The sequence below is a fragment of the Marivirga tractuosa genome (assembly GCF_042140215.1).
In the GTDB taxonomy this organism is placed as follows: domain Bacteria; phylum Bacteroidota; class Bacteroidia; order Cytophagales; family Cyclobacteriaceae; genus Marivirga; species Marivirga tractuosa_A.
On sequence record NZ_CP159478.1, the window covers coordinates 1,589,198 to 1,614,870 of the forward strand.

Below are 25,673 nucleotides of genomic sequence, written 5' to 3' on the forward strand. Positions count from 1 at the left end.
AACAGCCAACTAAATTTACTTTCATTGGCTGTTTTAATTATTAATTAAAAATTACTAATTATTAATTATTCACTCTCCCCAAAGATCACTTAAAGTATAGGGTGAACCTTCCATTGTCCAGAAGCTACCATCAATAAACCGGTAGTTTCTATCTTCTTCACTTATAGCTTCAACCTCATCTTGAGTCAGTTGGATGGCATCGGCTTCAATATTTTGTTTGATTCTTCCAGCATTTGTTGATTTAGGGATAACGGATATACCTCTATTTAATCCATAAGCAATTAGAATCTGAGCTGGGGTTTTATCATATTTTGCAGCTAGATTCTTGATTATAGGAAGTTCAAATAGATTAGGTTCATCATCCTTTTTCATTTTACTTATTCTATCTTTTGAGCCTAATGGAGAGTAGGCAGTCATCAAAATATCATGCTTTTTGCAGAAGTTTACTAGCTTTTCCTGAACCAAACAAGGATGCATTTCAACCTGATTCATTTCAGGTTTGATAGTAGCTACTTCTCTTAATTTTTCCAGGTTTTCGATACTATAATTGGCAACCCCAATATGTTTGGTAAGACCTTTGTCGACTAGCTTCTCCATGGCTCTCCAGGTTTTCTGAATGGGTGCATTATCTTGACCTAGAAAATCCTCACCCGATTTAGGTTGCTTGGCTTCTGGCTTTTGAGCCACTGGCCAATGCATCAAATAAAGATCTAAGTAGTCTAATTGTAAGTCCTTTAAAGTTTGTTTAAGTGCTGGTTCCACATCTTCAGACAAGTGTGAATCATTCCACAATTTAGAGGTGATGAAAATTTCTTTTCGGGTGCATAGTCCATCCTTAAAAGCTTTTTGAAGGGCGTCTCCAATTTCCTTTTCATTACCATAAATATAGGCACAATCAATATGTCGATAACCTACCTTAATGGCTTCCAACACTGCTTCATAAACCTCTCCAGGCTCCGATTTCCAGGTTCCAAGTCCTAAAGCAGGTAGAATTTCCCCGTTTCTAAAAGTTAAATTTCTCATTTTGGTTTAGTTTTATAATCTATATTATTATACTACTAAGAGCATATTATGTTGAATAAAATGCGAAAACTCCTTTTTAAGCAGTGACTGAAAAGCCATTGGCAAAGGACTGAGTATGGTGCTTGGACTTTCCTACGGTTTGACGGTTTGTCATATTAAATCAAAGATAATTTTAAAGAGCTAAGCGGAGCGACTTAAGATCTGAAGTTCAAGGAAGCCAATCCGTCTAATCGCTAGTTGCCCCATCTTTAGAATATCGCTCAGACGGTGAAAAGGCTGTTTTATGTCCAACATCCTTTGGATGAAAAGTTTATCTATTTCAGTATAGCGGGTTTTGAGTAAAAACCGTCAAAGCCAGCGCAATCTCTCAGCCTCCTTCCCTTGAGGGAAGGACTGCGGATAGGCTTATAGTTTTCATTAAAAGTTCAAATATTTGTTAGGTGGTACAATTTGAAATAAAAAGTACTCATAACCCTCAGCCTCCTTCCCTTTTGGGGAAGGATTGAGGATGGGGCATTTGAGGATCTAACCAAGGATGGGGCTTTTTTCAACACTTAGCAGTGAATTCATTGCATTATTCCGTTAATTTCCTGTAAATGCAGAAAAGTTCGGTTATTACTCTATTTATAATTTTTCTAAATTAGTATTGTTTTGGTTAATGAAAATGCTATAAATATCTTGTATTCAGTAGTTTAAGCCCATTTTTATGAATTGGATAATAAAAATGCCAAATTTGTATTCGAAATGTATTTGAAATAATGGCTTTGGGCAGTAGATTTGTACCCAATTAATAATTGGTGTTCCCAGATGCTAAATGAACAAATAAATATGTCCTTGAAAACGTATATTACTCGCTTATCTTTTATAGCATTCCTATTAGTGAGTTTTTTATCATTACCTAACAATGCTTTTGCGCAAGATGGCGAATTGCCTACAAGTGAAGAAGCACTTGCAAATGGTGAAAAACTATTTAAGAATAATTGTGCTGTTTGTCATCAAGTCCAAAATAAAATGGTTGGACCTGCTCTTAAAAACGTTTACGAAAGAAGAGAGTTGCCTTGGTTATTGAATTTTATTAAAAATTCTCAAAAAGTAATCCAAAGCGGTGATGAGTATGCAGTAAATCTTTATAATGAGTATGGAAAGGCTGTAATGCCTAATTTTGATTACTTCGAAGATGAGGAAATCAAAAGTATTTTAGGTTATATTAAAGATCAAACCGAAAACCCACCTCAAGAAGCAACTGCTGATGCTGGTGGAGAATCTAGTGAAGCTGGATCTGGTGGAGGAGGTATTCCTTCGGAGTATCTTACATTAATAATTGTAGGCTTCGTAATCGTTTTGATTTTGATATTGGTTGTTTTGGTTTTGATTGTTACAGTCTTGACCAAATTCATCAATCAAAAAGAAGATATTGACGAGAGAGATAGAGAATTTGTTAATCAAAAATTAAATCTTAATAAATTGGTAAGAAGTAATGGCTTCTTATTCTTTGTGATTTTAATTTTTACAGCAGTTGTTGCTAAAACAGTTATTGATGGTCTTTATACAGTAGGTGTTCAGCAAGGATATCAACCAACACAACCCATTGCTTTCTCTCACGAGATTCATGCTGGGCAGTATGAAATTGATTGTCAGTATTGTCACACGGGAGTAATGAATAGCAAGAGTGCTAACATTCCTTCAGCTAATATTTGTATGAACTGTCATACAGCTATTAAAGCTGAGTCAAAAGAAATAGCAAAAATTTATAAAGCAATCGATTACGATGCTGAAACTGGTGAGTATGGAGATAATGTAAAGCCGATTGAATGGGTAAGGGTACATAACCTTCCTGATTTGGCTTATTTCAACCACTCTCAGCACGTGAATGTAGGTGAAATTGAATGTCAAACTTGTCACGGTCCTATAGAGGAAATGGCAGTTGTAAAACAATGGAGCACATTAACAATGGGATGGTGTATCAACTGTCACAGAGAGACTAAAGTAAATGCAAAAGGTAATGCATATTACGATCAATTAGTTGAAGCGCATGATGGTGGCGACTTGAAAGTAGTAGACATAGGTGGTTTGGAATGTGCAAAGTGTCATTATTAATTAAAAATATTTAAGACTTCATTAATCATAGATATGAGTGATCAAAAAACATATTGGAAAGGAACTGAACAATTAACAAATGATCCTTCATTTGTTAAAAATGCAGAAAAAGAATTTCCTGAATACTTACCAATCAATGAGAATAAAGAGTCCAACGGAAGTACTTCCAGAAGGGATTTCTTGAAATTGATGGGGTTTGGTGTAGCTGCAGCATCCCTTGCTGCTTGTGAAGCACCTGTAAGAAAGGCTATACCTTATTTAAATAAACCTGTTGATGTTGATCCAGGAATTCCTAATTACTATGCTTCTACTTATTCAGTAGGTGGCGACTATGCCAGCATTGTGGTTAAAACCCGCGAAGGAAGACCAATCAAAATAGAAGGAAATAAAAAGTCTTCTATCACTCAAGGTGGTGTAAATGCACAGGTTGAGGCATCAGTTCTTTCTTTATATGATCAAGAAAGATTAAGAGGTCCTTTGAAAGAAGGCAAAAATGCAGATTGGAAATCAATCGATAAAGAAATTACAGAGCAACTTCAATCGATAAGTGATGCTGGAGGGCAAATTAGAATTGTATCTAATACAATTAATTCCCCTTCTACTTTAAAAGCTATTCAAGAAATGGCTGATAAGTATGGCAATACTGAGCATATTATGTATGATGCTGCTTCTCAGCATGGTATGTTGGTTGCCAATGAAACAATGTTCGGAGTGAAAGCTGTTCCAGCTTATGATTTCAGTAAAGCAGACACTATCGTAAGTTTCAATGCTGACTTCTTAGGAACCTGGGTTTCTCCAATAGAACATACAAAACAATACAGCAAAACCAGAAAGGTAAATAGCGAGAACAAAAACATGTCTCGTCATTATCAATTTGAAGCGAACCTTTCATTAACAGGGTCTAATGCTGATTATAGAACTCCAGTTAAACCTTCTCAAGAAGGATTAGCAGTTGCTGCTTTATATAATGAGGTAGCTAAAATGACTGGAAATTCTCCTATCAACACTAATAAAGTTGACATAGCGAATATTAGCAAAGCTGCAAAAGACTTAGTTTCTGCTAAAGGGAAGTCTTTAGTAGTTGCAGGTTCAAATGATACTGATATTCAGATATTGGTTAACGGTATCAATTCCATGTTAAACAACTATGGAACTACTGTTGATTTGAATCAGCATTCTAATGCTAGAAAAGGAGATGATGCTGCTTTTGATAAATTTGTGGAAGAAGCTAAAGCAGGAAATATTAAAGCAGTTATTTTCTACAATGCTAATCCAGTATATGATTCTGGAAGAGGTGAAGAGTTGAAAACAGCTTTAGGAAAAGTATCTTTAACAATTTCTACTTCTGAAAGAAAAGACGAAACTGCTGATGTTGTAAAATATGTAGCACCAGATCATCACTTCTTAGAGTCATGGAATGATGCTGAACCTAAAAAAGGTCAGTTGAGTTTAACTCAGCCAACTATTTCTCCATTATTCAAAACTCGTCAGGCTCAAGACAGCTTCATGACTTGGACTGGAAATAAACAAGAATATTATAATTTCCTTAGAAAGAATTGGGAAGACAAGCATTTCAGTGGTCAAGAGCCTACTTTCGATATTTTCTGGGATAAAACTTTACATAATGGTGTATTCACCTATAATGTAGAAAACAGTGATTTAACAGCACAAGAAGTAGATTTATCTGCGTGTGCAAATAGAATAAACAAGAACTATAAGTCAAGTAACAGTGACTTAGAAGTAGTTTTCTATCAAAAAGTATCTATTGGAAATGGTTATCATGCTAACAATCCTTGGTTACAAGAATTACCAGATCCAATTTCAAAAGCCACTTGGGATAACTATGCTACTATTTCCCAAAAAATGGCGAATGAATTAGGAATTAAAATTTTCGAAGGAAAAACTTCTAAAATCAATCTAACAATCAATGGTCAAGCTATGGAGGTTCCTGCATTGGTACAACCTGGTCAGGCTAATGGTACTATCGGTCTTGCTTTAGGATACGGTAGAAAAATGGCTGGTAAAGTAGCTAATGGCGTTGGGTTTGATGTTTATCCTTTCTTAGGTCAATTAAATGGTACTAAATCTTATGCTTTAACATCAGGCGCTAAAATTGATGGAACAGCTGGAAGTTACCAATTGGCACAGACTCAAACGCACCAAACTTTCATGGGGCGTGAAACGGTAATCCAAGAAGCTTTATTAGAAGATTACAAGAAAAAAGGATGGGAGAGAAATTTCCAACCACATATAGAAACTAGTAAAGGAAGTGTAAAGCCATCTAAATTAACTCTTTGGAATGGCCACAAATATAATAACCATCATTGGGGATTAGCAATTGACTTGAATTCATGTACTGGTTGTGCAGCTTGTACAATTGCTTGTCAATCAGAAAATAATATCCCTGTTGTAGGTAAAGAGGAAGTGGTAATGAGACGAGATATGCAGTGGATGCGTGTTGATCGTTACTATAGCTCAGATGCTGCGCCAGATGATACTGCAGGCTTGGAAAAAGCAGCAGAAAATCCGGAAGTAACATTCCAACCAATGATGTGTCAGCACTGTAATAATGCTCCTTGTGAAACTGTTTGTCCGGTTGCGGCCACTACACACAGTTCAGAAGGATTAAACCAAATGACTTATAACAGATGTGTGGGTACAAGATATTGTGCTAACAACTGTCCTTATAAAGTAAGAAGATTCAACTGGTTTAAATACCATGACAATACCCAGTTTGACAAGAATTCATCAATGAATAATGATCTTGGAAAAATGGTGTTGAATCCAGATGTAACGGTTCGTTCTCGTGGAGTTATGGAAAAATGCTCTATGTGTGTTCAAAGAATTCAAGCTGGTAAGTTGAAAGCTAAGAAAGAGAAAAGACAATTAGAAGATAAAGATGTGAACACTGCATGTGCTTCAGCTTGTCCTTCTGATGCTATTGTATTCGGAGACTTGAATAATCAGGACTCAGCTATTTCTAAATACTTGAAATTGAAAGAGAGTACTGATGAACCACTTAAAGAGGTGAATGAAGAACGCGCTTACCATGTGTTGGAAGAGTTGCGTGTATCACCTAATGTTTGGTATATGACCAAAATCAGAAATAAAGATAAAGTAAATACTAAGGCTTAATTTAATAACTGTAGCAATATGGAAGTCACTTCACCTGTAAGAGAAGTATTAGTAACAGGAAATAAAACATATCATGATGTATCTCATGATATCTGTAGGCACGTAGAAGCCAAACCAAATCCAAAATGGTTGGCAGCAATGGCCGTTTCTTTAGGAGCATTTTTAATCGGAGGCTATGCATTGGCTATCACCCTTTGGGATGGTATCGGTATGTGGGGTCTGAATAAAACTGTCGGATGGGCATGGGATATCACCAACTTTGTATGGTGGGTAGGTATCGGTCACGCAGGAACTTTGATTTCTGCTGTATTGCTTTTATTCCGTCAGAAATGGAGAACATCCATTAATAGAGCGGCAGAGGCGATGACAATTTTTGCCGTTATCTGTGCCTTATTGTTCCCATTGATTCACACAGGAAGACCTTGGTTGAGTTTCTATTGGTTCGTTCCAATTCCAAATACTTGGGGTTCATTATGGGTTAACTTCCATTCTCCATTATTGTGGGATTTCTTTGCGATCTCAACTTACTTCACAGTTTCCTTAGTATTCTGGTATATAGGCTTAATTCCTGATTTTGCTACAATCAGAGATAGAGCAACTAACAAAATATCAAAAGCCATCTATGGTGCTTTAAGTTTCGGATGGGATGGAGCTGCAAAAACTTGGCAACGATATGAAACCGTATCATTGGTTTTGGCCGGTCTTGCCACTCCTTTAGTACTTTCAGTGCACACCATTGTATCCATGGACTTTGCCACTTCTGTTATTCCGGGTTGGCACACTACCATTTTCCCTCCATATTTCGTGGCTGGGGCAATTTTCTCAGGATTTGCAATGGTATTGACCTTGATGTTGGTAACCAGAAAAGTTTATAACCTAGAAGACTATATTACTATCAATCATATTGAATTGATGAACATTATCATCATGATAACCGGTTCAATTGTGGGTGTTGCCTACATTACGGAGTTGTTTATGGCATGGTATTCAGGAGTACAATACGAGCAATATGCTTTCTTAAACAGAGCAACAGGTCCTTACTGGTGGGCATATTGGGCAATGATGACCTGTAATGTGATTTCGCCTCAGTTATTCTGGTTCAAGAAAATCAGGACAAGTTTATGGGCTACTTTCATTTTATCAATAGTGGTAAACATCGGAATGTGGTTCGAAAGATTTGTAATTATCGTAACCTCATTGCATAGAGATTACCTACCATCAAGTTGGGCCATGTTTAGTCCTACTATTTATGATATGGGTATCTATCTATTCAGTTTTGGTTTATTCTTTACACTGTTTTTCTCTTTTGCTAAATTCTTCCCAGTGATTAATATGGCAGAGGTTAAAGCAGTATTGAAATCTAGTTCAGGTGAAATTGAAAACAAAAAATAATTATGGAAAGCGGTAAAAACTTTATCGTAGGGATTTTTAATGACGAATCAGTACTTTTAAGTGCAGTCAAAAAAGTCCGTGGAAGCGATGTAAAAATTCATGAATGTTATACTCCTTATCCAGTACATGGTTTGGATGATGAATTGGGCTATAAGCGCTCCAGAATTTCCATAGCAGCATTTATGTTTGGTATCACTGGAACTTGCTTAGCATTTTTGATGATGATCTACATGATGGGGATTGACTGGCCAATGATTATTGGTGGTAAAGATTATGTAGCTATTCCATCATTTGTGCCTGTTGGTTTTGAAGTAACAGTACTTTTAGCTGCTCTTGGTATGGTGGCTACTTTCTTTGTGATTAGTAATCTAAAGCCATACGGAAAACCAAGAATTTATGATATTCGAAGCACAGATGATATGCATGTAATGGCAATTGATTTGGCTAAGAATAAAAAGTCTACAGACGAATTAAGTTCTATCTTGAAAGAATCAGGTGCTGTGGAAATTAATGAAAAGAAATTTTAAGTTGAATTATCAAATGATGACTACAAATAAAATATTTCAAATCTTATTTTTCGGCTTCCTTACAGTGTTGGTTGTTTCGTGTAAGCCAGGAAAAGATAATCCAGGAACGGAATATGCACCCAATATGTATCATGCTGTTTCTTATGAGCCTTTGACACAGATTACGGAGAAGGATGCTGGCGCTTGGGTTTCTTCTGATGAGGATGAATATGGTGAGTATTATAACTCAAATCCTAATAATCCTTTTGGAATGACCATGAGAGAGCCAGCTAAAAATACAGTTCCAAGAAATGAAAATGGCATCTTACCTTATAGATTGCCTAAAGATAGCGTGGAATTAGCAGCCAGAACTTTAAAAAATCCTGTGCCTGACACCAAAGAGATATTAGAAGAAGGTAAAGTACTTTATACAAAATATTGTACGCATTGTCACGGTGAAAATGGTGGTGGATCTATGGATGAAACTGCTAAAGTAGGCAAAGTTTACCAAGGTGTTCCATCTTATAGTGCTGGTGCTACTTCTCAATTATCAGAGGGTCATATTTTTCACGTGATTACGCATGGTATTAGAAGAATGGGAGCTCATGGTTCTCAGGTGCAGCAAGAGGACAGATGGAAAATTGTACGTTATGTACAAACTTTACAAAAACAAGATTAATAAAACAGTTTTAAGATAATTTATCATGGCTGAAGAACAATTTCAATTTACTGCAAAAGCAAAAAAGAGACTATCTATTTTAGCTTTTGTAGGTGTCGTTTTACTTATATTAGGTATTTTTTCTGCAAGCTCTAATTCCCATGCTGATGAAGCAAGTCATGGAGAACAGACTGAACAAGTAGCGGAAAGTCATGGAGAGGAAGCACATGCGACTGAAGAGCATGCAGGAGAAGAAGGACATGGATACCACTGGTCGAAAAGAATATTTGCTAACCTATGGATCAACAATATGTATTTTGTTGGTTTAGCCTTATTAGGGGTTTTCTTTGTTGCAATTCAATACGTTTCACAAGCCGGTTGGTCAGCAGCTTTAATACGAATCCCAATGTCTTTTGGTAATTGGTTACCAATTGGAGGTATATTAACTTTAGCTATCTTTCTTTTAGGTGGTCATGATATTTTCCATTGGACACATGAATATCTTTATGATGTAAATGATCCGCGTTATGATGCTATCATTGCAGGTAAGGAAGGTTATCTAAATACGCCTTTCTTTTTAGCAAGAATGGTAGTTTACTTTGTTGTATGGTATTTAATGTTTAGATGGATTCAGAAGAAGTCTTTAGAAGAAGATTTAAATGGTAGTTCTGATTACTATTTTAAATTAAGAGGCATTTCTGCAGGATTCATTGTTTTCTTTGCAGTTACATCTTCTACTTCAGCTTGGGATTGGATTTTATCAATCGATACACACTGGTTCTCTACTATGTTCGGATGGTATGTATTCGCTTCATGGTGGGTAACAGCTTTAGCTGCCATTACATTAATCACTGTAATTTTGAAAGAACAAGGTTATTTGAAAATTGTAAATACTGGAGTTTTACATGACTTAGGTAAATTTGTTTTTGCATTCTCTATTTTCTGGACATATATCTGGTTCTCTCAGTTCATGTTAATCTATTATTCTAACATTCCAGAGGAAACTGTTTATTTCATTGAGAGACTTTCAAGTGATCATTATAGCATAGTGTTTTTTGTTAACTTGATATTAAACTTTTTCTTTCCATTCTTGGTTTTCATGCCAAGAGATTCAAAAAGACATACAGTTTTCTTGAAAATCGTTACAATAATTGTTTTAATTGGTCATTGGTTTGATTTTTATTTAATGATTACACCAGGTGTTTTGAAAGAGAATGGAGGTTTTGGATTACTTGAAATTGGTATGGCAATAATTTTCGGAGTGGCCTTCTTATTTGTAGCTCTTACGGGCTTATCTAAAAAGCCATTGATTGCTAAGAATCATCCAATGTTGAAAGAAGCAGAACATCATCACGTATTTTAATTTAATTAAGTAACAGCAATATATATGTTCAATTTAGCTATAGGTTTAGGAGTAGTACTTTTACTGGCAATTTTGTTCTTGATCTTTAGGATTTCCTCTTTGATAAGCGTAGCCAAAGGAAATACCAATAAGATTGCGACTAGTTCCAATAAAATAAATGGAGCTTTATTTATGCTCTTCTTAATAGGAGGGGGCTTCTTATTTTTCTGGTATTCAATTAAGGAGTTTGATAATTATAATTTACCAGTTGCCTCAGAACATGGTTCCGAATATGAATTTATGTTTTGGATTACAATGGCGGTAACAGGTGTTGTATTTGTTTTAACTCAAATTTTATTGTTTTATTTCTCTTGGAAATATCAATATAAGGAAGATTCTAAAGCACTTTTCTACCCTGAAAACAACAAATTAGAAGTAGTTTGGACATTTGTACCAGCTGTTGTTCTAGCAATCTTAGTATTTACAGGTTGGAGAGTATGGACAGATATTACAGCACCAGCTCCTGAAAATACAAATAACATTGAAATAATGGGTTATCAGTTTGCATGGGGTGTTCGTTACCCTGGTTTAGATGGTGAACTAGGTAATTCTGATTATAGAGAAATTGATGCGACTAATAACTTTGGTATCGATTTTAATGATAAAGCAGCTTATGATGATTTCATTCCTCGTGAAATGCATATCCCTAAGGGAGAGCCTGTAACTTTTAACATCAGAGCAAGAGATGTTTTACATAGTGTGTTCGCACCTCATTTCAGATTAAAAATGGATGCAGTGCCTGGTATGCCAACAACATTTACTTTTACGGCTACCAAAACAACTGAGGAAATGAGAGAGGAATTGAATGATCCTGAATTCAATTATGAAATTGCTTGTACGGAAATATGTGGAAGAGGTCATTATTCTATGAAATTAACTTTAATAGTTGATGAACCTAAAGAATATAGAGAATGGTACGCTGAACAGGAGTCATTCTTGAAAAGGAATCCTGAGTACTTAACAAAAGTTCCAAATGACTTAAAAGAAGTGGCACTTTTGAAAACAGGAATTGATAACAAAGAGTTAGACTAAAAATTAAATCATAAAGTTATGTCAACAGCGGCAGAAGTAAATATAGATCAAGATGTTCACCATGATGAACATCACGATCACGAACAAAGCTTTATTTCAAAATATATTTTCACGACTGATCATAAAATGATTGGTAAGCAATTCCTCATTACTGGTATAATGTGGGGATTGATTGGTGTTGGAATGTCTGTAATCTTCCGTCTCCAGTTAGGTTTTCCTGAAATGGATTTGGGTTGGTTAAGGCCTTTATTAGGAGGCTGGATATCTGAACAAGGTAAATTAGATCCTGAATTCTACTTAGCATTGGTTACTATGCATGGTACCATCATGGTATTTTTCGTTTTAACGGCAGGTTTAAGTGGTACTTTCAGTAATTATTTAATTCCGTTACAGATTGGTGCACGAGATATGGCATCAGGCTTTATGAACATGTTATCATACTGGTTCTTCTTTTTATCTAGTGTGGTAATGATGGCTTCTATATTTATAGAAACTGGTCCTGCTGCTGGTGGATGGGTAGTTTATCCACCATTAAGTGCCTTACCTCAAGCAATTCAAGGTTCAGGTCTTGGAATGACCTTATGGCTGGTAGCTATGGTGTTTTTCATCGTTTCTATGTTATTAGGAGGAATTAATTATATCACAACTGTAATAAACTTGAGAACTGAAGGGATGTCATTTTCTAGATTACCATTAACGATCTGGGCATTCTTCTTAACAGCAGTAATCGGTTTATTATCATTCCCTGTTTTATTTGCTGCAGCTTTATTATTAGTGTTTGATAGAAGCTTCGGTACTTCATTTTACTTATCTGATATTTACATTGGTGGGGAGGCTTTACCTAATATGGGTGGTAGTCCTATTTTGTATCAGCATTTGTTCTGGTTCTTAGGTCACCCTGAAGTTTATATTGTATTATTACCTGCTTTAGGTATTACCTCAGAAGTTATTGCTACCAATTCAAGAAAACCAATTTTTGGTTATAGAGCAATGATTGGTTCAATGTTAGGAATTACTGTATTGTCTTTCGTTGTGTGGGCTCACCACATGTTCGTTTCAGGATTGAATCCTTTCTTAGGTTCAGTTTTCATGTTCTTAACTTTAATCATTGCAATTCCTTCAGCAGTTAAAGTATTCAATTACTTAACCACTCTATGGAAAGGTAATATCATATTTACACCTGCTACATTGTTTTCAATTGGTTTGGTTTCATTCTTTATCTCAGGTGGTTTAACAGGTATCTTCTTAGGTAATTCTGTTATTGATATTCAATTACACGATACTTATTTCGTGGTTGCCCACTTCCACTTGGTAATGGGTAGTTTATCGATCTTCGGTTTACTAGCTGGTGTTTATCACTGGTTCCCTAAGATGTTCGGAAGAATGATGGACGAAAAATTAGGTCATATTCACTTCTGGATGACTTTCATTGGGGTTTATATGATTTTCTTCCCTATGCACTATATTGGTATTGCAGGTTTCCCAAGAAGATATTATTCTTGGACTAACTTTGATGCATTCAGTAGTTATACTGACTTGAATATGTTTGTCTCTGTTGCAGCTTTCGTTACTGTTGCAGCTCAGTTTATCTTCTTGTTCAATTTCTTCTATTCAATGTATAGAGGGAAAAGAGCACCTCAAAATCCATGGAGATCTAATACTTTGGAATGGACAGCTCCAATTGAGCCTGGTCATGGAAACTGGCCTGGAGAAATTCCTAAAGTATACAGATGGCCTTATGACTACAGTAAGCCAGGTGCTAAAGAAGACTTTATACCTCAACATATTCCATTATCTCATACGCCTGAGTCTAACTTAGATCATGAAGTGGAATTAGCGAAAAAGGAAGTTGTTGATAAAACAGCTAATGCACAATCAAACGCATAATAACTCATTTAAAATAAGCAGCTATTACCGTAACTTAGTAACAGTTACGGTAATAGCTGTTTATCTTTTGATACTTGCTGGAGGTATTGTAAGAAGTACTGGTTCTGGCATGGGATGTCCTGATTGGCCCAAATGTTTTGGTCAATGGGTTCCTCCAACTTCAGTAGATGAGTTACCAGATGATTATCAGGACTTTTATGCAGAATACAGACATCAAAAGAATATAAAATTTGCTAAATACTTAGATGTATTTGGTTATTCTGAGATTGGAAAAGCAATTTTAGAAGATGAATCAATTAAAGAAGAAGCTGAATTTAACCCCTCTAAAACCTGGACAGAATATGTAAATAGGCTTTTGGGTGCGCTTGTTGGTTTTTTGATTATTTTATGTGTGATTGGATCTTTTAAATATATTAAAAAGTTCAAGACAGTATTCATTTTAGCTTTTTCTTCCCTGGTTTTAGTGTTAATTCAGGGCTGGATTGGTTCCGTAGTTGTTTCTACTAATTTACTATCATGGTTGATTACAGTTCACATGGTTCTGGCTTTAGTCATTTTAGCAGTTTTAACTGCTTTATATTTTGTAGTTCATCGTAATAGCGAGAAAGACCTATTAAAAATTACAGAACATAAAACGCTCACTTATGTCTTGGTCGTAGCAATGCTTATGATTTTGATACAAGTGATTTTAGGAACACAAGTAAGAGAATCTTTAGATATAGTGGCTAATAGATTAGGAGAAGCTTTAAGAGGAAGTTGGATAGATGGATTAGGAGTTGATTTTTATGTTCATCGTTCTTTTTCTATTGCTATTGCAATTATTCACATTTATCTTTTGTTCAAATTATACAAGGCGAAAGAGGAATTGAAAGACATTTATAGAAATGTTAAAATTTTAATGAGCCTAATCATTCTTGAAATATTATCAGGAACCATAATGGCTTATTTTGCAATACCATTTTGGGCTCAACCAATTCATTTGGTTTTAGGTAGTATGATTTTTGGAGTACAATTTTATATATTTTTGCAAGTAGTTTACACTACTCAAAAAACAAATAAAAAGGAGTATGCAATATCCTAATTCACAAAATTTATCCATAACGGACTTAGTTTTAAGTTATGCAAGGAATCTATTTATTTTATTAAAGCCCAGACTAAGCTTTTTAGTAGCTTTTTCATCTGCTTTTGGGTATGTATTAGGTTTTAGTGGAAGTGGAATAAATTATTCAGTTTTAGCTTTTCTTTCCCTTGGTGGATTTTTAGTGTCTGGTTCGGCTGTTACCATCAATCAAATTTTGGAAGTTGAATTAGATAAGAAAATGGATAGAACCAAAAACCGTCCATTACCTACTGGTAGAATCTCAATTCAAGAAGCAACAATTTATTCTATTATTACAGGACTTGCAGGATTAGGCCTCTTATTAGTTTTTACTAATGTATTAACCACAATACTTTCATTGATATCCTTGATTCTATATAGCTTTGTTTATACTCCATTAAAAAGAGTAGGACCAATTGCTGTTTTCGTTGGTGCTATTCCTGGTGCATTACCTCCATTATTAGGATGGGTGGCAGCAACAAATGGATTCAGTATTGAAGCTTGGATTATATTTGGAATTCAATTTATCTGGCAATTCCCACATTTTTGGGCAATAGCATGGGTGGCTGATGAAGACTATAAAAAAGCTGGTTTTAAATTATTGCCATCCGGTGGTAAAAAAGATTTGAATACGGCTATACAAATCATGATTTATACCTTGTTTTTAATTCCTTTAGGCTTATTACCTACTATGTTTGGAATTACAGGGATTTATTCTGCCTTGGTAGCTACAATTTGTGGGGTTTTGTTTTTAAGTCAAACATTCTATTTAATGAAGGAATGCAGTAAAGAAGCTGCTTTAAAAATCATGTTTGGTTCTTTTTTATATTTACCAATTGTTCAAGTAGCATATCTTTTAGATAAAATTTAATTATGGAGACTTCTTTAAATAAAGAACAACAATTACAACCGAGTATTAAAATACTTTCTATGCATCCTTTAAAGTTTGCGTTATGGTTATTTATTGTCACAGTTGTGATGATATTTGCTGCTTTAACTAGTGCATATATTGTTCGTCAATCTGAAGGCAATTGGTTAATTTTTGAATTGCCTAACATCTTTTTATATAATACCATCATTTTGGTTGCTAGCAGTGTTACTATGCACTTGGCTTATATAGCTGCTAAGAAAGATAATTTTAAAAATTTAAAGGTCTTTATGATTATAACCGCAATTTTAGCAGTAGCTTTTTTTGTGGGACAATATGAGGCATGGGGTGCATTAGTAGAACGAGATGTTTACTTTGTAGGAAATCCTTCTGGCTCATTTTTATATGTAATTTCAGGATTACATGCATTTCATTTGATTTCTGGGCTGATATTTATATTAATTATGTTATTTTCGGCCTTTAAATATAAAGTTCATTCTAAAAATATGGTGAAAATGGAAATGTGTACAACATATTGGCACTTTTTAGATGGACTTTGGGTATATTTATTTATATTTTTGTTGTTAAATCATTAATCCTATTTTGAACAGTTAAATTTATGGCAACTACTGCAACAATTGATACTACAAAAAGCAGATGGGGAGGTGGAGTAGCCCCCATGAATGCTAGTTATGGAAAACTGATGATGTGGTTCTTCCTTTTGTCGGATGCATTTTCATTTTCAGCTTTACTAATAACTTATGGTCTAATTCGCTATTCACACCCTGCTTATGAGGGTACTGTCTCTGAATTTACCTTCAGCACAGAATATTGGCCAATTCCTGAAATGGTATTTGAAGCCGTTCCTTTCTTACATGGAGTTCATGCGCCTTTGATTTTTGTAGGTATAATGACTTTCATCCTGATTTTAAGTAGTGTTACTATGGTATTAGCCGTTGAGGCTGGCCATAGAATGGATCGCCAGGGAGTTATCAAGTGGATGCTTTGGACTATCATTGGTGGTTTAACTTTCTTAGCTTGTCAGGCATGGGAATGGAGTCACTTCATTCACGGAACAGCTGAAGGCACTGTTAATGCTATGGGAGAAACCATTTTTGGTGCCAACTTAACTGAAAATCAATACGGGCCACCACTATTCGCTTCATTATTCTTTTTTATTACGGGATTCCACGGTTTCCACGTATTTAGTGGGGTAGTGATTAACTTTATCATATTCTTCAACGCAGTAGTAGGTACTTATGAAAAAAGAGGTCATTACGAAATGGTTGAAAAAACTGGACTTTATTGGCACTTTGTTGATTTGGTTTGGGTATTTGTGTTTACACTTTTTTACTTGATTTAACTTATTTTAAATATGTCACAAGAAGAAACTAATAACGTTCAGGTAATTCCTGAAGACAAGGAAAAAACCAAGAAGATTTGGAAAGTAGCAGCTATTTTGGCAATTGTGACCATTATAGAGTTTATTTTTGCTTTTACCTTACCAAGAGGTATTATCCTAGTATCCATTTTCTTAGGTTTAACAGTCGTAAAAGCTTTTTATATTGTTGCTGAATTCATGCACCTAAAACATGAACAAAAAGCTTTGATATGGTCTATTATGATTCCAACTGTTCTGATTTTATGGTTGGTAGTTGCCTTGATGGTAGAAGGTACGGCTATATTCAACATTAGATATTAATTAATTTCATTAGAACTTTAAATAAATCAGGTTGGTCTTAATCAACCTGATTTTTTTGTTTATGAAGAAATCAAAAATTTTAATTCTTACCATTACGCTCAGTTTTCCTGTAATTCTTTATTTGTTTTTAAGGTCTTATGGACAAAATGAATTTGCATTACCTGTATTCTTTGAGAATGAGGAGAAATTGTATTGTAATGACTCAAGTAATGCAAATGATTTAATTCAGGTATTTAGCTTAAATCTAGAAGATTCATTTAAACTAGAGAATGTTTATAAGGCAGATTATAAAGTAGTCCATTTTCCTAATGTTGATGATTCTGAAATTCAGACATTAAAAAATGAATTGAATCGAATTTTAAATACATTCGATGATTTATCTATCAATCTTTTAAGCTTTAAATCGCTAACCACTGAAAATGATCAATCAGTTAGTTTTTTATCTGCTAATAGATCTAATACTTACCTCTATACTCAAGATTATAAAGACATTTTTATAAATTGCATATACGCTTTTCCTACAGAAGCATGGAAAGGTAAACATCCTTCTGAAGAAACTATTCCCATTGATAATACTCTTATTTTATTAGATCAAGAGAATAAGATTAGAGGATATTATGATGGATATGAAACAAAAGAAGTAGACAGATTGATTTTAGAAATTAGAGTTTTATTAAGCAATAAATAAATGAGTTCATTAAACAATAATCAAAATATATATCTGAAATTAATATGGGTTTTGTCAATTGCAATACCTGTAGTAGTAGCTATTCTTATTTTTGCACCTGAGAAAATTAATGGTGCTGGGGATTGGGTTTATATTCTTCCTCACCTGAATGCAACTTTTAATTCTATTACTACAATAGTATTACTTTTAGGTCTATATTTTATTAAAAACAAAAATATAAAAGCTCATAAAAGCATGATGTCTATTGCTTTTGTTTTAGGAAGTTTATTTCTAGTGAGTTATGTGATTTATCATTCAACTGCCGACTCTACTATTTATGGGGATTTGAATAATAATGGAGTATTGGATGATGCTGAGAAAACAAATGAGTTAATGTGGTGGAGAGGATTGTACGTTGGAATTTTATTACCGCATATTGTTTTGGCTGCTGTTGTGGTTCCTTTTGTTCTTTTCGCATTTTATTATGCTTTGTCAGATAAAATTGAGAAGCATAAGAAAATAGTGAAATGGACATTTCCGATTTGGTTGATAGTTTCCGTAACTGGGGTAGTGGTTTACTTAATGATTAGCCCTTATTATCCTAAATAAGTAGAACTCATTATGTGTTTTTGGGGTTTTTATACTAAAAATGATTCGATGAAAAAATTTTTGCTTTTTGTTATTTCCTTTCTGTTTTTTAATCTTAATGATATAATGGCTCAATGCGCCATGTGTAGAGCTACAGTTGAGAATAATGTCAATAATGGTGAAATAGGAATTGCGAGTTCATTGAATTTTGGCATCCTATATCTGTTTGCTGCTCCTTATTTAGTGGCGATGGTTATTGGAATCCTTTGGTACAAGAACAGTAAGAAGCAGAATAAAAAAAATCAATATTAGGGATATTCTATCAAGAAAGCAGAATTCTTAGATTGCTTATATCAATTCTTTTATTTTTAAGTATTTCGATTTTAATATTTAAACTCCAGTACGATTATTGCTATATTGATGCTTTATAAACTCATCAATTACTAGTGAAAAAATATTCGATTTATATTTTTATATCTATTTTGGCGATACTTATAATATCTCTAAGGAGTTATTATCATTCTAAAGAAATAGATCAAGAAAATTTCATTTCCAAAACACAAAGTAAGCTTCATCGTGAGCTTCAAAAAGTAGAAGAAGATAAAGGAGAGTGGTTAAAATACTTCTCTCAGAATAATTCTTTGGATTTTGAATCTCTGAATAAAATAAAAAGTGCCTATCCATTCTTTATCTTTAAAAATACTTCTCTGGTTTTTTGGTCTGATGAGCATTATGCACCCGATTCTAAAAAATATCGAAATGAAGGATGGTATTTTGTGAATAAACAATCAGGCCAATATCTTGAATACTCTATAAAATCAAAAAATGGCAATATTAATTTAGTTTCAGTTGTACCACTTTTTGAATTCTATGATGTTAACAATGATTATATACAATCAAGATATAACACTGATATATTACCTCCATCTAATATTAGTCTCCATCGAGGTAAAATAGATAACTCTTATGCTTTAGAAGATTTAGATGGGGATCCAATTTTTTATATATCTCTATCTGAGAATTTTGAAAACTATAATAGGGAGCTTCACTATCTGATTTTACTTTTAGAGTTAATTTTGATTGCAATGCTTATTTATTTAGTCTGGAAATTTAGCAGTCAAAGACAGTATCTTTTTATAAAAATACTTTTCTTTATAGTTGGTATGGCTGTAATATGGGGTTTAATGGAAATTTTTGATTTTCCTTTTCATTCTAAAGATTTACGGCTTTTCGATCCCAAGTTTTTTGCTTCCTCTGATTTCAATCCTTCTTTAGGCTACTTAATAATTAATTGTGTATTATTTTATTTTATTGGTCATTTTTCAATAAAGCAGATATCAAAATATCTTAAGGAAGCAGATCAGAAAGTAAATTTTATTAATGTCGGAATTAATTTACTTTCTTACGTAACTACCATTGGAATTTTCTATTTCATAAATCTGATCTACATTCATTCGAATTGGGGATTGGACAGCACTTTATCTATCGAATTCAGTATATTTCAAATATTGTCCTTTGGAATTGTTCTTCTTTTTGGTTTTTTGGTGTTTGAGGTTTTTAAGCTTGTCCATTCCTTTAATTCTAGCCAAAATGTAAATATCATTCGTTTTATAATTACTCAAATCTTTTGCTTCGGGCTTTTTTCATGCTTCGCTATTTTTTTCGGCTACTCTGTTTTTTGGATTGGAACAACTGTTTTTATTCTGAATGCGGTCATTTACTTTGTTAAGCTTGGAAATGCACTTAATAACATCAACTTTTTAAGTTTTATCTATTTGTTTTTACTGATTACGGCAATTTCAGTTATAAATGCAATTTCAGTTCAATCCTTAGAAAAAAAGGGAGAGGCCAGACAGAGAAATATTTTAGCTGACCGAATAATAAATGGGAATGATGTACTAGCGGAATATATGCTAGTGCAGTTAGATGAAAGTCTAAGAAAAGATGAATACATCAAAAGACAATTTTTGATGCCATTAACTCCCTATAAAACCATAGTGGATAAGATAGAAAAGTTTTACCTAAATGATTATTTCGAAAAATATGAGAAATCCGTAAAAATTTTCGATGCAGAAGGAAATACAATATATCCTAGTGGTACATTACCCATGTCTTCTTCCTACCCAATCCAACAAATGAATGAAAGAAATAGGAGGGGAGATATCAAATTATACTTAGTGGGAAATACGGAAGGAAATCAACTACAGAGGAAATATATATATGTATTTGAGATTAAACATTATGATTTTGTATTTGCTAAAATAGTATTGGAATTCAAGCCTAAAAAGATTAGACCTGATAACGTATTTCCTGAATTATTAGTAAAGAATAGAAATATTCCTACTTTTTTGGACATCCCTTATGATTATGCCCTTTATAAAAATGATACATTATCTTATAGCGTAGGTGATTTAAATTTTCCTAATGTTGTAAATAATCAAACTACCAAAGATGAACAACTATTAAAAATTCAAGATGAAGGTAATTATCAATTCAACGTAGTGGTTGATAAAGATGAGAAGTTAATTTTTAGTAAAAAGAATAATTTTTGGTACCGATTCTTCTCTAATATCTCTTTTTTCTTTATTCTGTGTTTTGTGTTGGTATTTACGACCTCAGCTTATCAATTCCTTAAAATTTATTGGAAAACGAGGACTATTGGATTAAGTGCCAAAATCCAACTCTATTTTTCTTTAGCATTTTTAATACCACTCTTATCAGTTAGTATTTCTACCATTGGTTTCGTTAATGCTACTTTTTTGGAAGATATTGTTTCTAAATATGAAGAAAATACCAATAGGGTAGCTAGCCAATTGGTTCCTTTATTGATGAAATATGATAATGGTATTGTTGATAAAGCAAATTTGAATAATGAAATTTCAACGGTTACTAAAATAATTAATGCTGATATTAATCTCTATGATCTAAATGGGCAATTATTTTTAACAAGTCAGCCTCAGGTTTTTGAAAAGAATTTGCTTTCCTACAAGATTAACCCAAAAGCATATGCTTCCATTTATCAAAATGGACAAAAAATGATCACCCTAGAAGAACAAGTAGGAAACCTTAACTATCAATCGGCATATGTTGGGATTCGTTCTTTTAATTCAGGGGAGTTATTGGCTATTTTGGGAAGCCCTTTTTTCAAATCTAATAAGGAGTATGATTTGCTTTTAACAGATTTATTAAATAATGTATTTAATATTTTTGTTGCTTCTTTTATCATCTTTATTTTTCTGGCTTACACTGCTACTAATATTTTAACCTCTCCATTAAATTTATTAAAGCAAAAACTATCCCAGGTAAATTTATCTGCAGAAAATAAGCCAATAAGCTGGCAAGTAGATGATGAAATTGGATTGTTGATTAAAGAGTATAACCAGATGCTTCTAAAACTTGAGAAAAGTAGGCAAGCACTAAGTAAAACTGAGAAGGAGTCAGCATGGCGTGAGATGGCACAACAGGTGGCACATGAAATCAAAAATCCGCTTACGCCTATGAAGTTGTCTTTACAGCATTTACAAATGAAAATTCAGAGATCAGATAATCCAATGCCAGATGCTTCTGCAAAAATCAATAGCATCTTGTCTCAGATCGAAAATCTTAGTGATATCGCTACTTCTTTTTCATCTTTTGCAAAAATGCCAATTCCTGAAAATGAAAAAATTTGCATTAGCGAGATATTAAAAAAAGTAGTTGAATTTTTCAGAGCAGAAAATGTGGAAATCAATCTTGATATGCCTCAAGAAGACATATATGCATTAGCAGATCCAAAAATAATGGAGCGAACTTTTAATAATATGGTGCTGAATGCATTGCAAAGTGGCGAAGGTGATGAAAAAGTTGAAGTCAATATTAAGATTGAGTTGATAGAGGATAATGTTAAAATATCAATTCAAGATAATGGGATGGGTATTCCTGAAGACAATTATAACAAAGTATTTTTACCTAACTTTACTACAAAATCTAGCGGTTCGGGTATTGGATTGGCCATTGCCAAAAGAGGTATTGAACATGCTGGAGGTGAAATTTGGTTTGAATCTGAACCTAATAAAGGGACAAGCTTTTATATTGAATTAAAAAGACTGAAGTAGTTTTGAGGTGGTTTAAGGAATTTATTTTTTTAATGGTATTGGGCTTTATTATTAGTCCATTAAATCTAAATGCCCAAAACCATTGCTTTCAAACCACCTATTCTGCTATATCTTTACCCGATTCTGTTTTAATTATTTTTGCTTCAATAGAAGTTAAAAATCAATATGGTGAGAAAATACCTCATGAAAGTTCAGAGGGATTTTTAAAGATCAATAAAACTGATCAGAATGATACTGTTCAGGTCTGTTTTAATTATATTCCGAAAAAGCAAGAAATTGTATCTACAGCGGTTCCTGAGCATTATTTTGATAGCACTGCACAATTTACAGATCAAATCTATACAGAGGATTTAAGTACTAAGACGACTCAAGAATTGCTGGGTTTGAGCGGTATAGAAATTTCTGGGGCTTTTATGCGATCCGTGTCTGCAGGAGATCGACAATCTGCTATGATGCATTCAGTTATGGATTTAACGATTTCAGGTGATATTTCCGATGAATTAAAGCTTCGAGCTAGAATGACAGACCAGCAAATGCCTTTCGAACCTGAAGGAAACACTCAAAGGTTACAGGATTTTGACAGAGTGAATGTTCAATTGATTCATGAAAATTGGGGGTTAGAAGCTGGTGATCTAAATATTCATTCAAGCAATCAACTTAATTTTTTGAAGTATAATCGACAAGTTCAAGGTTTGGGTGTTTCATCTTCTAAGCTATCTTTTGATTCTACCCAGTCCAATACCCAGCTAGTAACTTCTTTTGCCAGAAGTAAAACGGGTGTTCAAAATATTGAACCTCTGGAAGGAGTTTTAGGCCCATATAGAATTGAAGGGCCACAGAATGAGCCTTTCATTTTTATTATGGCAGGTTCTGAAAAGGTGTTTTTGGATGGGGAGCAATTGCAAAGAGGATTAGAAAATGATTATGTGATAGATTATAACGCTGCTGAGATAATATTTAATTCACTGCATTACATTTCAAAATATAGTGTCATTCAAATTGAGTTTGAGTATTCGGATAGACAATATAACCGAAATGTAACTACTCTTAAGCATGAGCAATCTATCGGTAATTTGGATTTGAGTATTGGTTATTTTCAACAATTGGATAAACCAGATAATCAAATCCAAGATTTAAGCCAATCCGATTTGGACGCACTTTCTTCCCTTGATGGTAGTGCTAAGTATGCTGAAATTCCAGCTATTGACAGTTTAGGTTTTGCTCCTGACAAAGTAAGATATGCTAGGGTAGATACCGTAGTTAATGAACAAGTATTTCAAATTTTTAGATCATCTAAAAATCCAGAAATCGCTCATTATCAATTGAATTTCACAATGGTAGGAGAGAATAATGGAAATTACAGAATTGCTAATTCTTCTGAAAATGAAGTACTATACGAATGGGTTGCGCCTGTAGATGAAATCCCTCAAGGTAATTATGAGCCAGTCAAGAAAATGGCTTTACCGCAAAATCAAAGAGTAATCAATATTGGACTGAATTATAAGCTCAAAGATGAATCGAATATACGTTTTGAATATGCGGGTTCAGAGTTTGTGAGTAATCGGTTTAACAAAAGCAATACACAATTAAAGGGAAATGCAATGGCTGTTGGATTTCAATCCTCTCCAAAAATTATAAATTTTATGCATGATGCCAATATCAACTACTTTGTCAAATATGAATACTTAGATTCAGCATTCGCGCCTGTTCAGCCATTTCAGGCTATGGATTTTAATAGAAACTGGGGTTTGGATGAGTCTGCAGTATTTCGAGCTGGAGAGGAACATTTGGTGAATCTTGGTTCCACTATAAAAACAACTAATCAAGTCCTAAGCTACGATATTGCAATTAGAGATAAGGAAAACTTAGGGAATGGGTATCAGCATACTATCAATTTTCAAAATCAAGGTGATTTTAAAATAAATATCGATGGCTTTTTGATGGAAAGTGAAAATGGCGATTTCAATATGGATTGGAAAAAGGCATTAGTTGATTTTAAATTTGCTAAATATAAATTGAGGCCAGGCTATACTTTCAGAACCCAACAACATCAAATCCTAAATAAAGGGGAACTAAGAAGTAGTTTCCAATTTTTTGATAGTCATCAATTTTACATCAATAAAGAAGATTCCGGGAAATGGAATTTTAGATTGTCTCATGAGTTTCGGTCTGACAAGAGACCGTTTGAAGGACAAATGAGTGACTCAGAAGATGCTCAAAACACACAATTAAAATCCACTTTTCATTTGGGGGAAACAAATATGCTCTCTATGAATATTTTAAGAAGAAATATTCAACAAAAAATTGACTCCACTCAAGATGAGCAATATTTTCAAGGTGGCTTAAACTGGCAATCTTCTTTTTGGGATGATAATATTATTCAAAATCTTAATTTTCAAACGGGGACTGGCCGCGTTTTGCAAAGAAGTTATTTCTTCATGGAAGTAGCACGGGGATTAGGTACTCATTCTTATTCAGATTTAAATGGGAATGGAAAACAAGAACTCAATGAGTTTTTTGAGGATGAAACAGATTATGGCGATCGGAACTATGTTAAAGTTCTGACCATGGGCAATGAATACCAAACAGCATTTATTAATAATTTACAATATCAATTGCGTTGGAAAATGCCAGGAAGTTGGGCTAAATCTCAAAATTTATTGCAGTACTTAGGGAAGCTGTCAGGGAATTTCAATGCTAATCTGGATACTAAAAATACCTTTGAAGATTGGTCAGATAGAATTTCACCTTTCAATACTCAGGAAAATGAAAATATTCTTTCCTCAAGAAATATGTGGAAGTCGAGCTTCTTTTATAATAGGGGAGGAAATGCATTTTTAGAATCAGGATGGACACAATCCAATCGAAAACAATTGCTTTTGGATGGATTTGAAGGGATGGATAGAAAGAGTTTTCATTTTTCAGGCACACTGAATGCTTTCAGTGATTGGAACTTCAATACTCTTTATAGGTCATCACAAAATGCATCATTTTCTGATAGAGTAGAAGAAAGAGATTATCAATTTCGTTCGAGTGCTGTGATTCCTAAAATAATGTGGCAAGGAAGCAAAAACCTCAGAGTTAGTATAGCCTACAAAAATGAAAACAAATGGAGTTCTGATGAAGCAGTTGGGGGAAAAGTCTTAGTAAATTCATTAGAATTATCCAATAAGCTTATTCAATCTCAAAATGGCATCTTGGAATCAAAATTCAGCTACGTGAGTGTTGTATCAGACTTAGGAGATAACCAAAGTCCACTGGCATACGAAATGTTTGAAGGACTAAGAGCTGGAGATAATTATGTGTGGAATTTATCCTTAAGAAGAAAAATTATTGGAGATTTAAACCTTATCATTCAATATATTGGACGAAAAAGCGAAGCAGAAAAAACAATCCATAATGGCAGCGTTCAGTTAACGGCTTTATTTTAATCCATCCTCACCCAACATCCTTCACCCCACTATTTCCTTCTACAATATTCAATTTCTCTCCTTAGGAATTATAAGGATTCAATTCTCCGCCA

At 33.8% G+C, this 25,673-nt stretch carries 19 protein-coding genes; 18 read left to right on the plus strand and 1 reads right to left on the minus strand.

The annotated features are described in order from the left end of the window. Positions 1-69: 69 nt before the first annotated feature. The gene (locus ABWH96_RS07320) at positions 70-1,023 is read right to left on the minus strand and encodes an aldo/keto reductase (protein WP_375580819.1); all 954 of its coding nucleotides are present in this window, start codon (positions 1,021-1,023) and stop codon (positions 70-72) included. An 828-nt stretch (positions 1,024-1,851) separates the two neighbouring features. Between ABWH96_RS07320 and ABWH96_RS07325 the strand changes: the two genes are divergently transcribed. The 18 genes from ABWH96_RS07325 (at position 1,852) to ABWH96_RS07410 (ending at position 25,581) form a co-directional block, all read left to right on the plus strand. Next, entirely contained in the window at positions 1,852-3,120 is a 1,269-nt protein-coding gene (locus tag ABWH96_RS07325) for a c-type cytochrome (RefSeq protein ID WP_375580820.1), read from the plus strand. Positions 3,121-3,153: 33 nt separating this feature from the next. Further along, a complete protein-coding gene (locus ABWH96_RS07330; RefSeq protein WP_375580821.1) occupies positions 3,154-6,255 on the plus strand; it encodes a TAT-variant-translocated molybdopterin oxidoreductase in 3,102 nt (1,033 codons plus the stop codon). An 18-nt stretch (positions 6,256-6,273) separates the two neighbouring features. After that, complete coding sequence (nrfD, locus tag ABWH96_RS07335) at positions 6,274-7,647, plus strand: NrfD/PsrC family molybdoenzyme membrane anchor subunit (protein ID WP_375580822.1); 1,374 nt, start codon at positions 6,274-6,276, stop codon at positions 7,645-7,647. Positions 7,648-7,649: 2 nt separating this feature from the next. Next, the gene (locus tag ABWH96_RS07340) at positions 7,650-8,174 is read left to right on the plus strand and encodes a DUF3341 domain-containing protein (protein ID WP_375580823.1); all 525 of its coding nucleotides are present in this window, start codon (positions 7,650-7,652) and stop codon (positions 8,172-8,174) included. Positions 8,175-8,187: 13 nt separating this feature from the next. After that, a complete protein-coding gene (locus tag ABWH96_RS07345; protein ID WP_375580824.1) occupies positions 8,188-8,832 on the plus strand; it encodes a c-type cytochrome in 645 nt (214 codons plus the stop codon). A gap of 25 nt (positions 8,833-8,857) precedes the next feature. Further along, entirely contained in the window at positions 8,858-10,174 is a 1,317-nt protein-coding gene (locus tag ABWH96_RS07350; protein WP_375580825.1) for a quinol:cytochrome C oxidoreductase, read from the plus strand. Positions 10,175-10,198: 24 nt separating this feature from the next. Then, the gene (locus ABWH96_RS07355; RefSeq protein WP_375580826.1) at positions 10,199-11,245 is read left to right on the plus strand and encodes a cytochrome c oxidase subunit II; all 1,047 of its coding nucleotides are present in this window, start codon (positions 10,199-10,201) and stop codon (positions 11,243-11,245) included. A gap of 18 nt (positions 11,246-11,263) precedes the next feature. Then, the gene (locus ABWH96_RS07360) at positions 11,264-13,132 is read left to right on the plus strand and encodes a cbb3-type cytochrome c oxidase subunit I (RefSeq protein WP_375580827.1); all 1,869 of its coding nucleotides are present in this window, start codon (positions 11,264-11,266) and stop codon (positions 13,130-13,132) included. Further along, positions 13,113-14,213, plus strand: a complete 1,101-nt coding sequence (locus tag ABWH96_RS07365; RefSeq protein WP_375580828.1) for a heme A synthase — start codon at positions 13,113-13,115, stop codon at positions 14,211-14,213. Before ABWH96_RS07360 ends, ABWH96_RS07365 begins: the two co-directional genes overlap by 20 nt. Continuing rightward, complete coding sequence (cyoE, locus tag ABWH96_RS07370; RefSeq protein WP_375580829.1) at positions 14,200-15,102, plus strand: heme o synthase; 903 nt, start codon at positions 14,200-14,202, stop codon at positions 15,100-15,102. Before ABWH96_RS07365 ends, cyoE begins: the two co-directional genes overlap by 14 nt. Positions 15,103-15,104: 2 nt before the next feature. After that, positions 15,105-15,695: a heme-copper oxidase subunit III gene (locus tag ABWH96_RS07375; protein WP_375580830.1), complete on the plus strand. Its 591-nt coding sequence runs from the start codon at positions 15,105-15,107 to the stop codon at positions 15,693-15,695. Positions 15,696-15,718: 23 nt separating this feature from the next. Continuing rightward, positions 15,719-16,462, plus strand: coding sequence for a cytochrome c oxidase subunit 3 (locus tag ABWH96_RS07380; protein WP_375580831.1), 744 nt, complete (start codon positions 15,719-15,721; stop codon positions 16,460-16,462). 12 nt (positions 16,463-16,474) lie between these two features. After that, entirely contained in the window at positions 16,475-16,801 is a 327-nt protein-coding gene (locus ABWH96_RS07385) for a cytochrome C oxidase subunit IV family protein (protein ID WP_375580832.1), read from the plus strand. A gap of 61 nt (positions 16,802-16,862) precedes the next feature. After that, positions 16,863-17,489, plus strand: a complete 627-nt coding sequence (locus tag ABWH96_RS07390) for a hypothetical protein (RefSeq protein WP_375580833.1) — start codon at positions 16,863-16,865, stop codon at positions 17,487-17,489. Continuing rightward, a complete protein-coding gene (locus ABWH96_RS07395) occupies positions 17,490-18,077 on the plus strand; it encodes a DUF420 domain-containing protein (protein WP_375580834.1) in 588 nt (195 codons plus the stop codon). Between the two features lie 48 nt (positions 18,078-18,125). Continuing rightward, entirely contained in the window at positions 18,126-18,368 is a 243-nt protein-coding gene (locus tag ABWH96_RS07400; RefSeq protein WP_375580835.1) for a hypothetical protein, read from the plus strand. 170 nt (positions 18,369-18,538) lie between these two features. Further along, entirely contained in the window at positions 18,539-22,150 is a 3,612-nt protein-coding gene (locus tag ABWH96_RS07405) for an ATP-binding protein (RefSeq protein WP_375580836.1), read from the plus strand. 2 nt (positions 22,151-22,152) lie between these two features. Then, positions 22,153-25,581, plus strand: coding sequence for a hypothetical protein (locus ABWH96_RS07410; RefSeq protein ID WP_375580837.1), 3,429 nt, complete (start codon positions 22,153-22,155; stop codon positions 25,579-25,581). Positions 25,582-25,673: the final 92 nt, after the last annotated feature.

Excerpts from the sequence above, each read along its gene's own strand:
- ABWH96_RS07320 (WP_375580819.1), bottom strand. The coding sequence starts at position 1,023 with ATGAGAAATTTAACTTTTAGAAACGGGGAAATTCTACCTGCTTTAGGA.
- ABWH96_RS07325 (WP_375580820.1), top strand. The coding sequence starts at position 1,852 with ATGTCCTTGAAAACGTATATTACTCGCTTATCTTTTATAGCATTCCTA.
- ABWH96_RS07330 (WP_375580821.1), top strand. The coding sequence starts at position 3,154 with ATGAGTGATCAAAAAACATATTGGAAAGGAACTGAACAATTAACAAAT.
- nrfD (WP_375580822.1), top strand. The coding sequence starts at position 6,274 with ATGGAAGTCACTTCACCTGTAAGAGAAGTATTAGTAACAGGAAATAAA.
- ABWH96_RS07340 (WP_375580823.1), top strand. The coding sequence starts at position 7,650 with ATGGAAAGCGGTAAAAACTTTATCGTAGGGATTTTTAATGACGAATCA.
- ABWH96_RS07345 (WP_375580824.1), top strand. The coding sequence starts at position 8,188 with ATGATGACTACAAATAAAATATTTCAAATCTTATTTTTCGGCTTCCTT.
- ABWH96_RS07350 (WP_375580825.1), top strand. The coding sequence starts at position 8,858 with ATGGCTGAAGAACAATTTCAATTTACTGCAAAAGCAAAAAAGAGACTA.
- ABWH96_RS07355 (WP_375580826.1), top strand. The coding sequence starts at position 10,199 with ATGTTCAATTTAGCTATAGGTTTAGGAGTAGTACTTTTACTGGCAATT.
- ABWH96_RS07360 (WP_375580827.1), top strand. The coding sequence starts at position 11,264 with ATGTCAACAGCGGCAGAAGTAAATATAGATCAAGATGTTCACCATGAT.
- ABWH96_RS07365 (WP_375580828.1), top strand. The coding sequence starts at position 13,113 with ATGCACAATCAAACGCATAATAACTCATTTAAAATAAGCAGCTATTAC.
- cyoE (WP_375580829.1), top strand. The coding sequence starts at position 14,200 with ATGCAATATCCTAATTCACAAAATTTATCCATAACGGACTTAGTTTTA.
- ABWH96_RS07375 (WP_375580830.1), top strand. The coding sequence starts at position 15,105 with ATGGAGACTTCTTTAAATAAAGAACAACAATTACAACCGAGTATTAAA.
- ABWH96_RS07380 (WP_375580831.1), top strand. The coding sequence starts at position 15,719 with ATGGCAACTACTGCAACAATTGATACTACAAAAAGCAGATGGGGAGGT.
- ABWH96_RS07385 (WP_375580832.1), top strand. The coding sequence starts at position 16,475 with ATGTCACAAGAAGAAACTAATAACGTTCAGGTAATTCCTGAAGACAAG.
- ABWH96_RS07390 (WP_375580833.1), top strand. The coding sequence starts at position 16,863 with ATGAAGAAATCAAAAATTTTAATTCTTACCATTACGCTCAGTTTTCCT.
- ABWH96_RS07395 (WP_375580834.1), top strand. The coding sequence starts at position 17,490 with ATGAGTTCATTAAACAATAATCAAAATATATATCTGAAATTAATATGG.
- ABWH96_RS07400 (WP_375580835.1), top strand. The coding sequence starts at position 18,126 with ATGAAAAAATTTTTGCTTTTTGTTATTTCCTTTCTGTTTTTTAATCTT.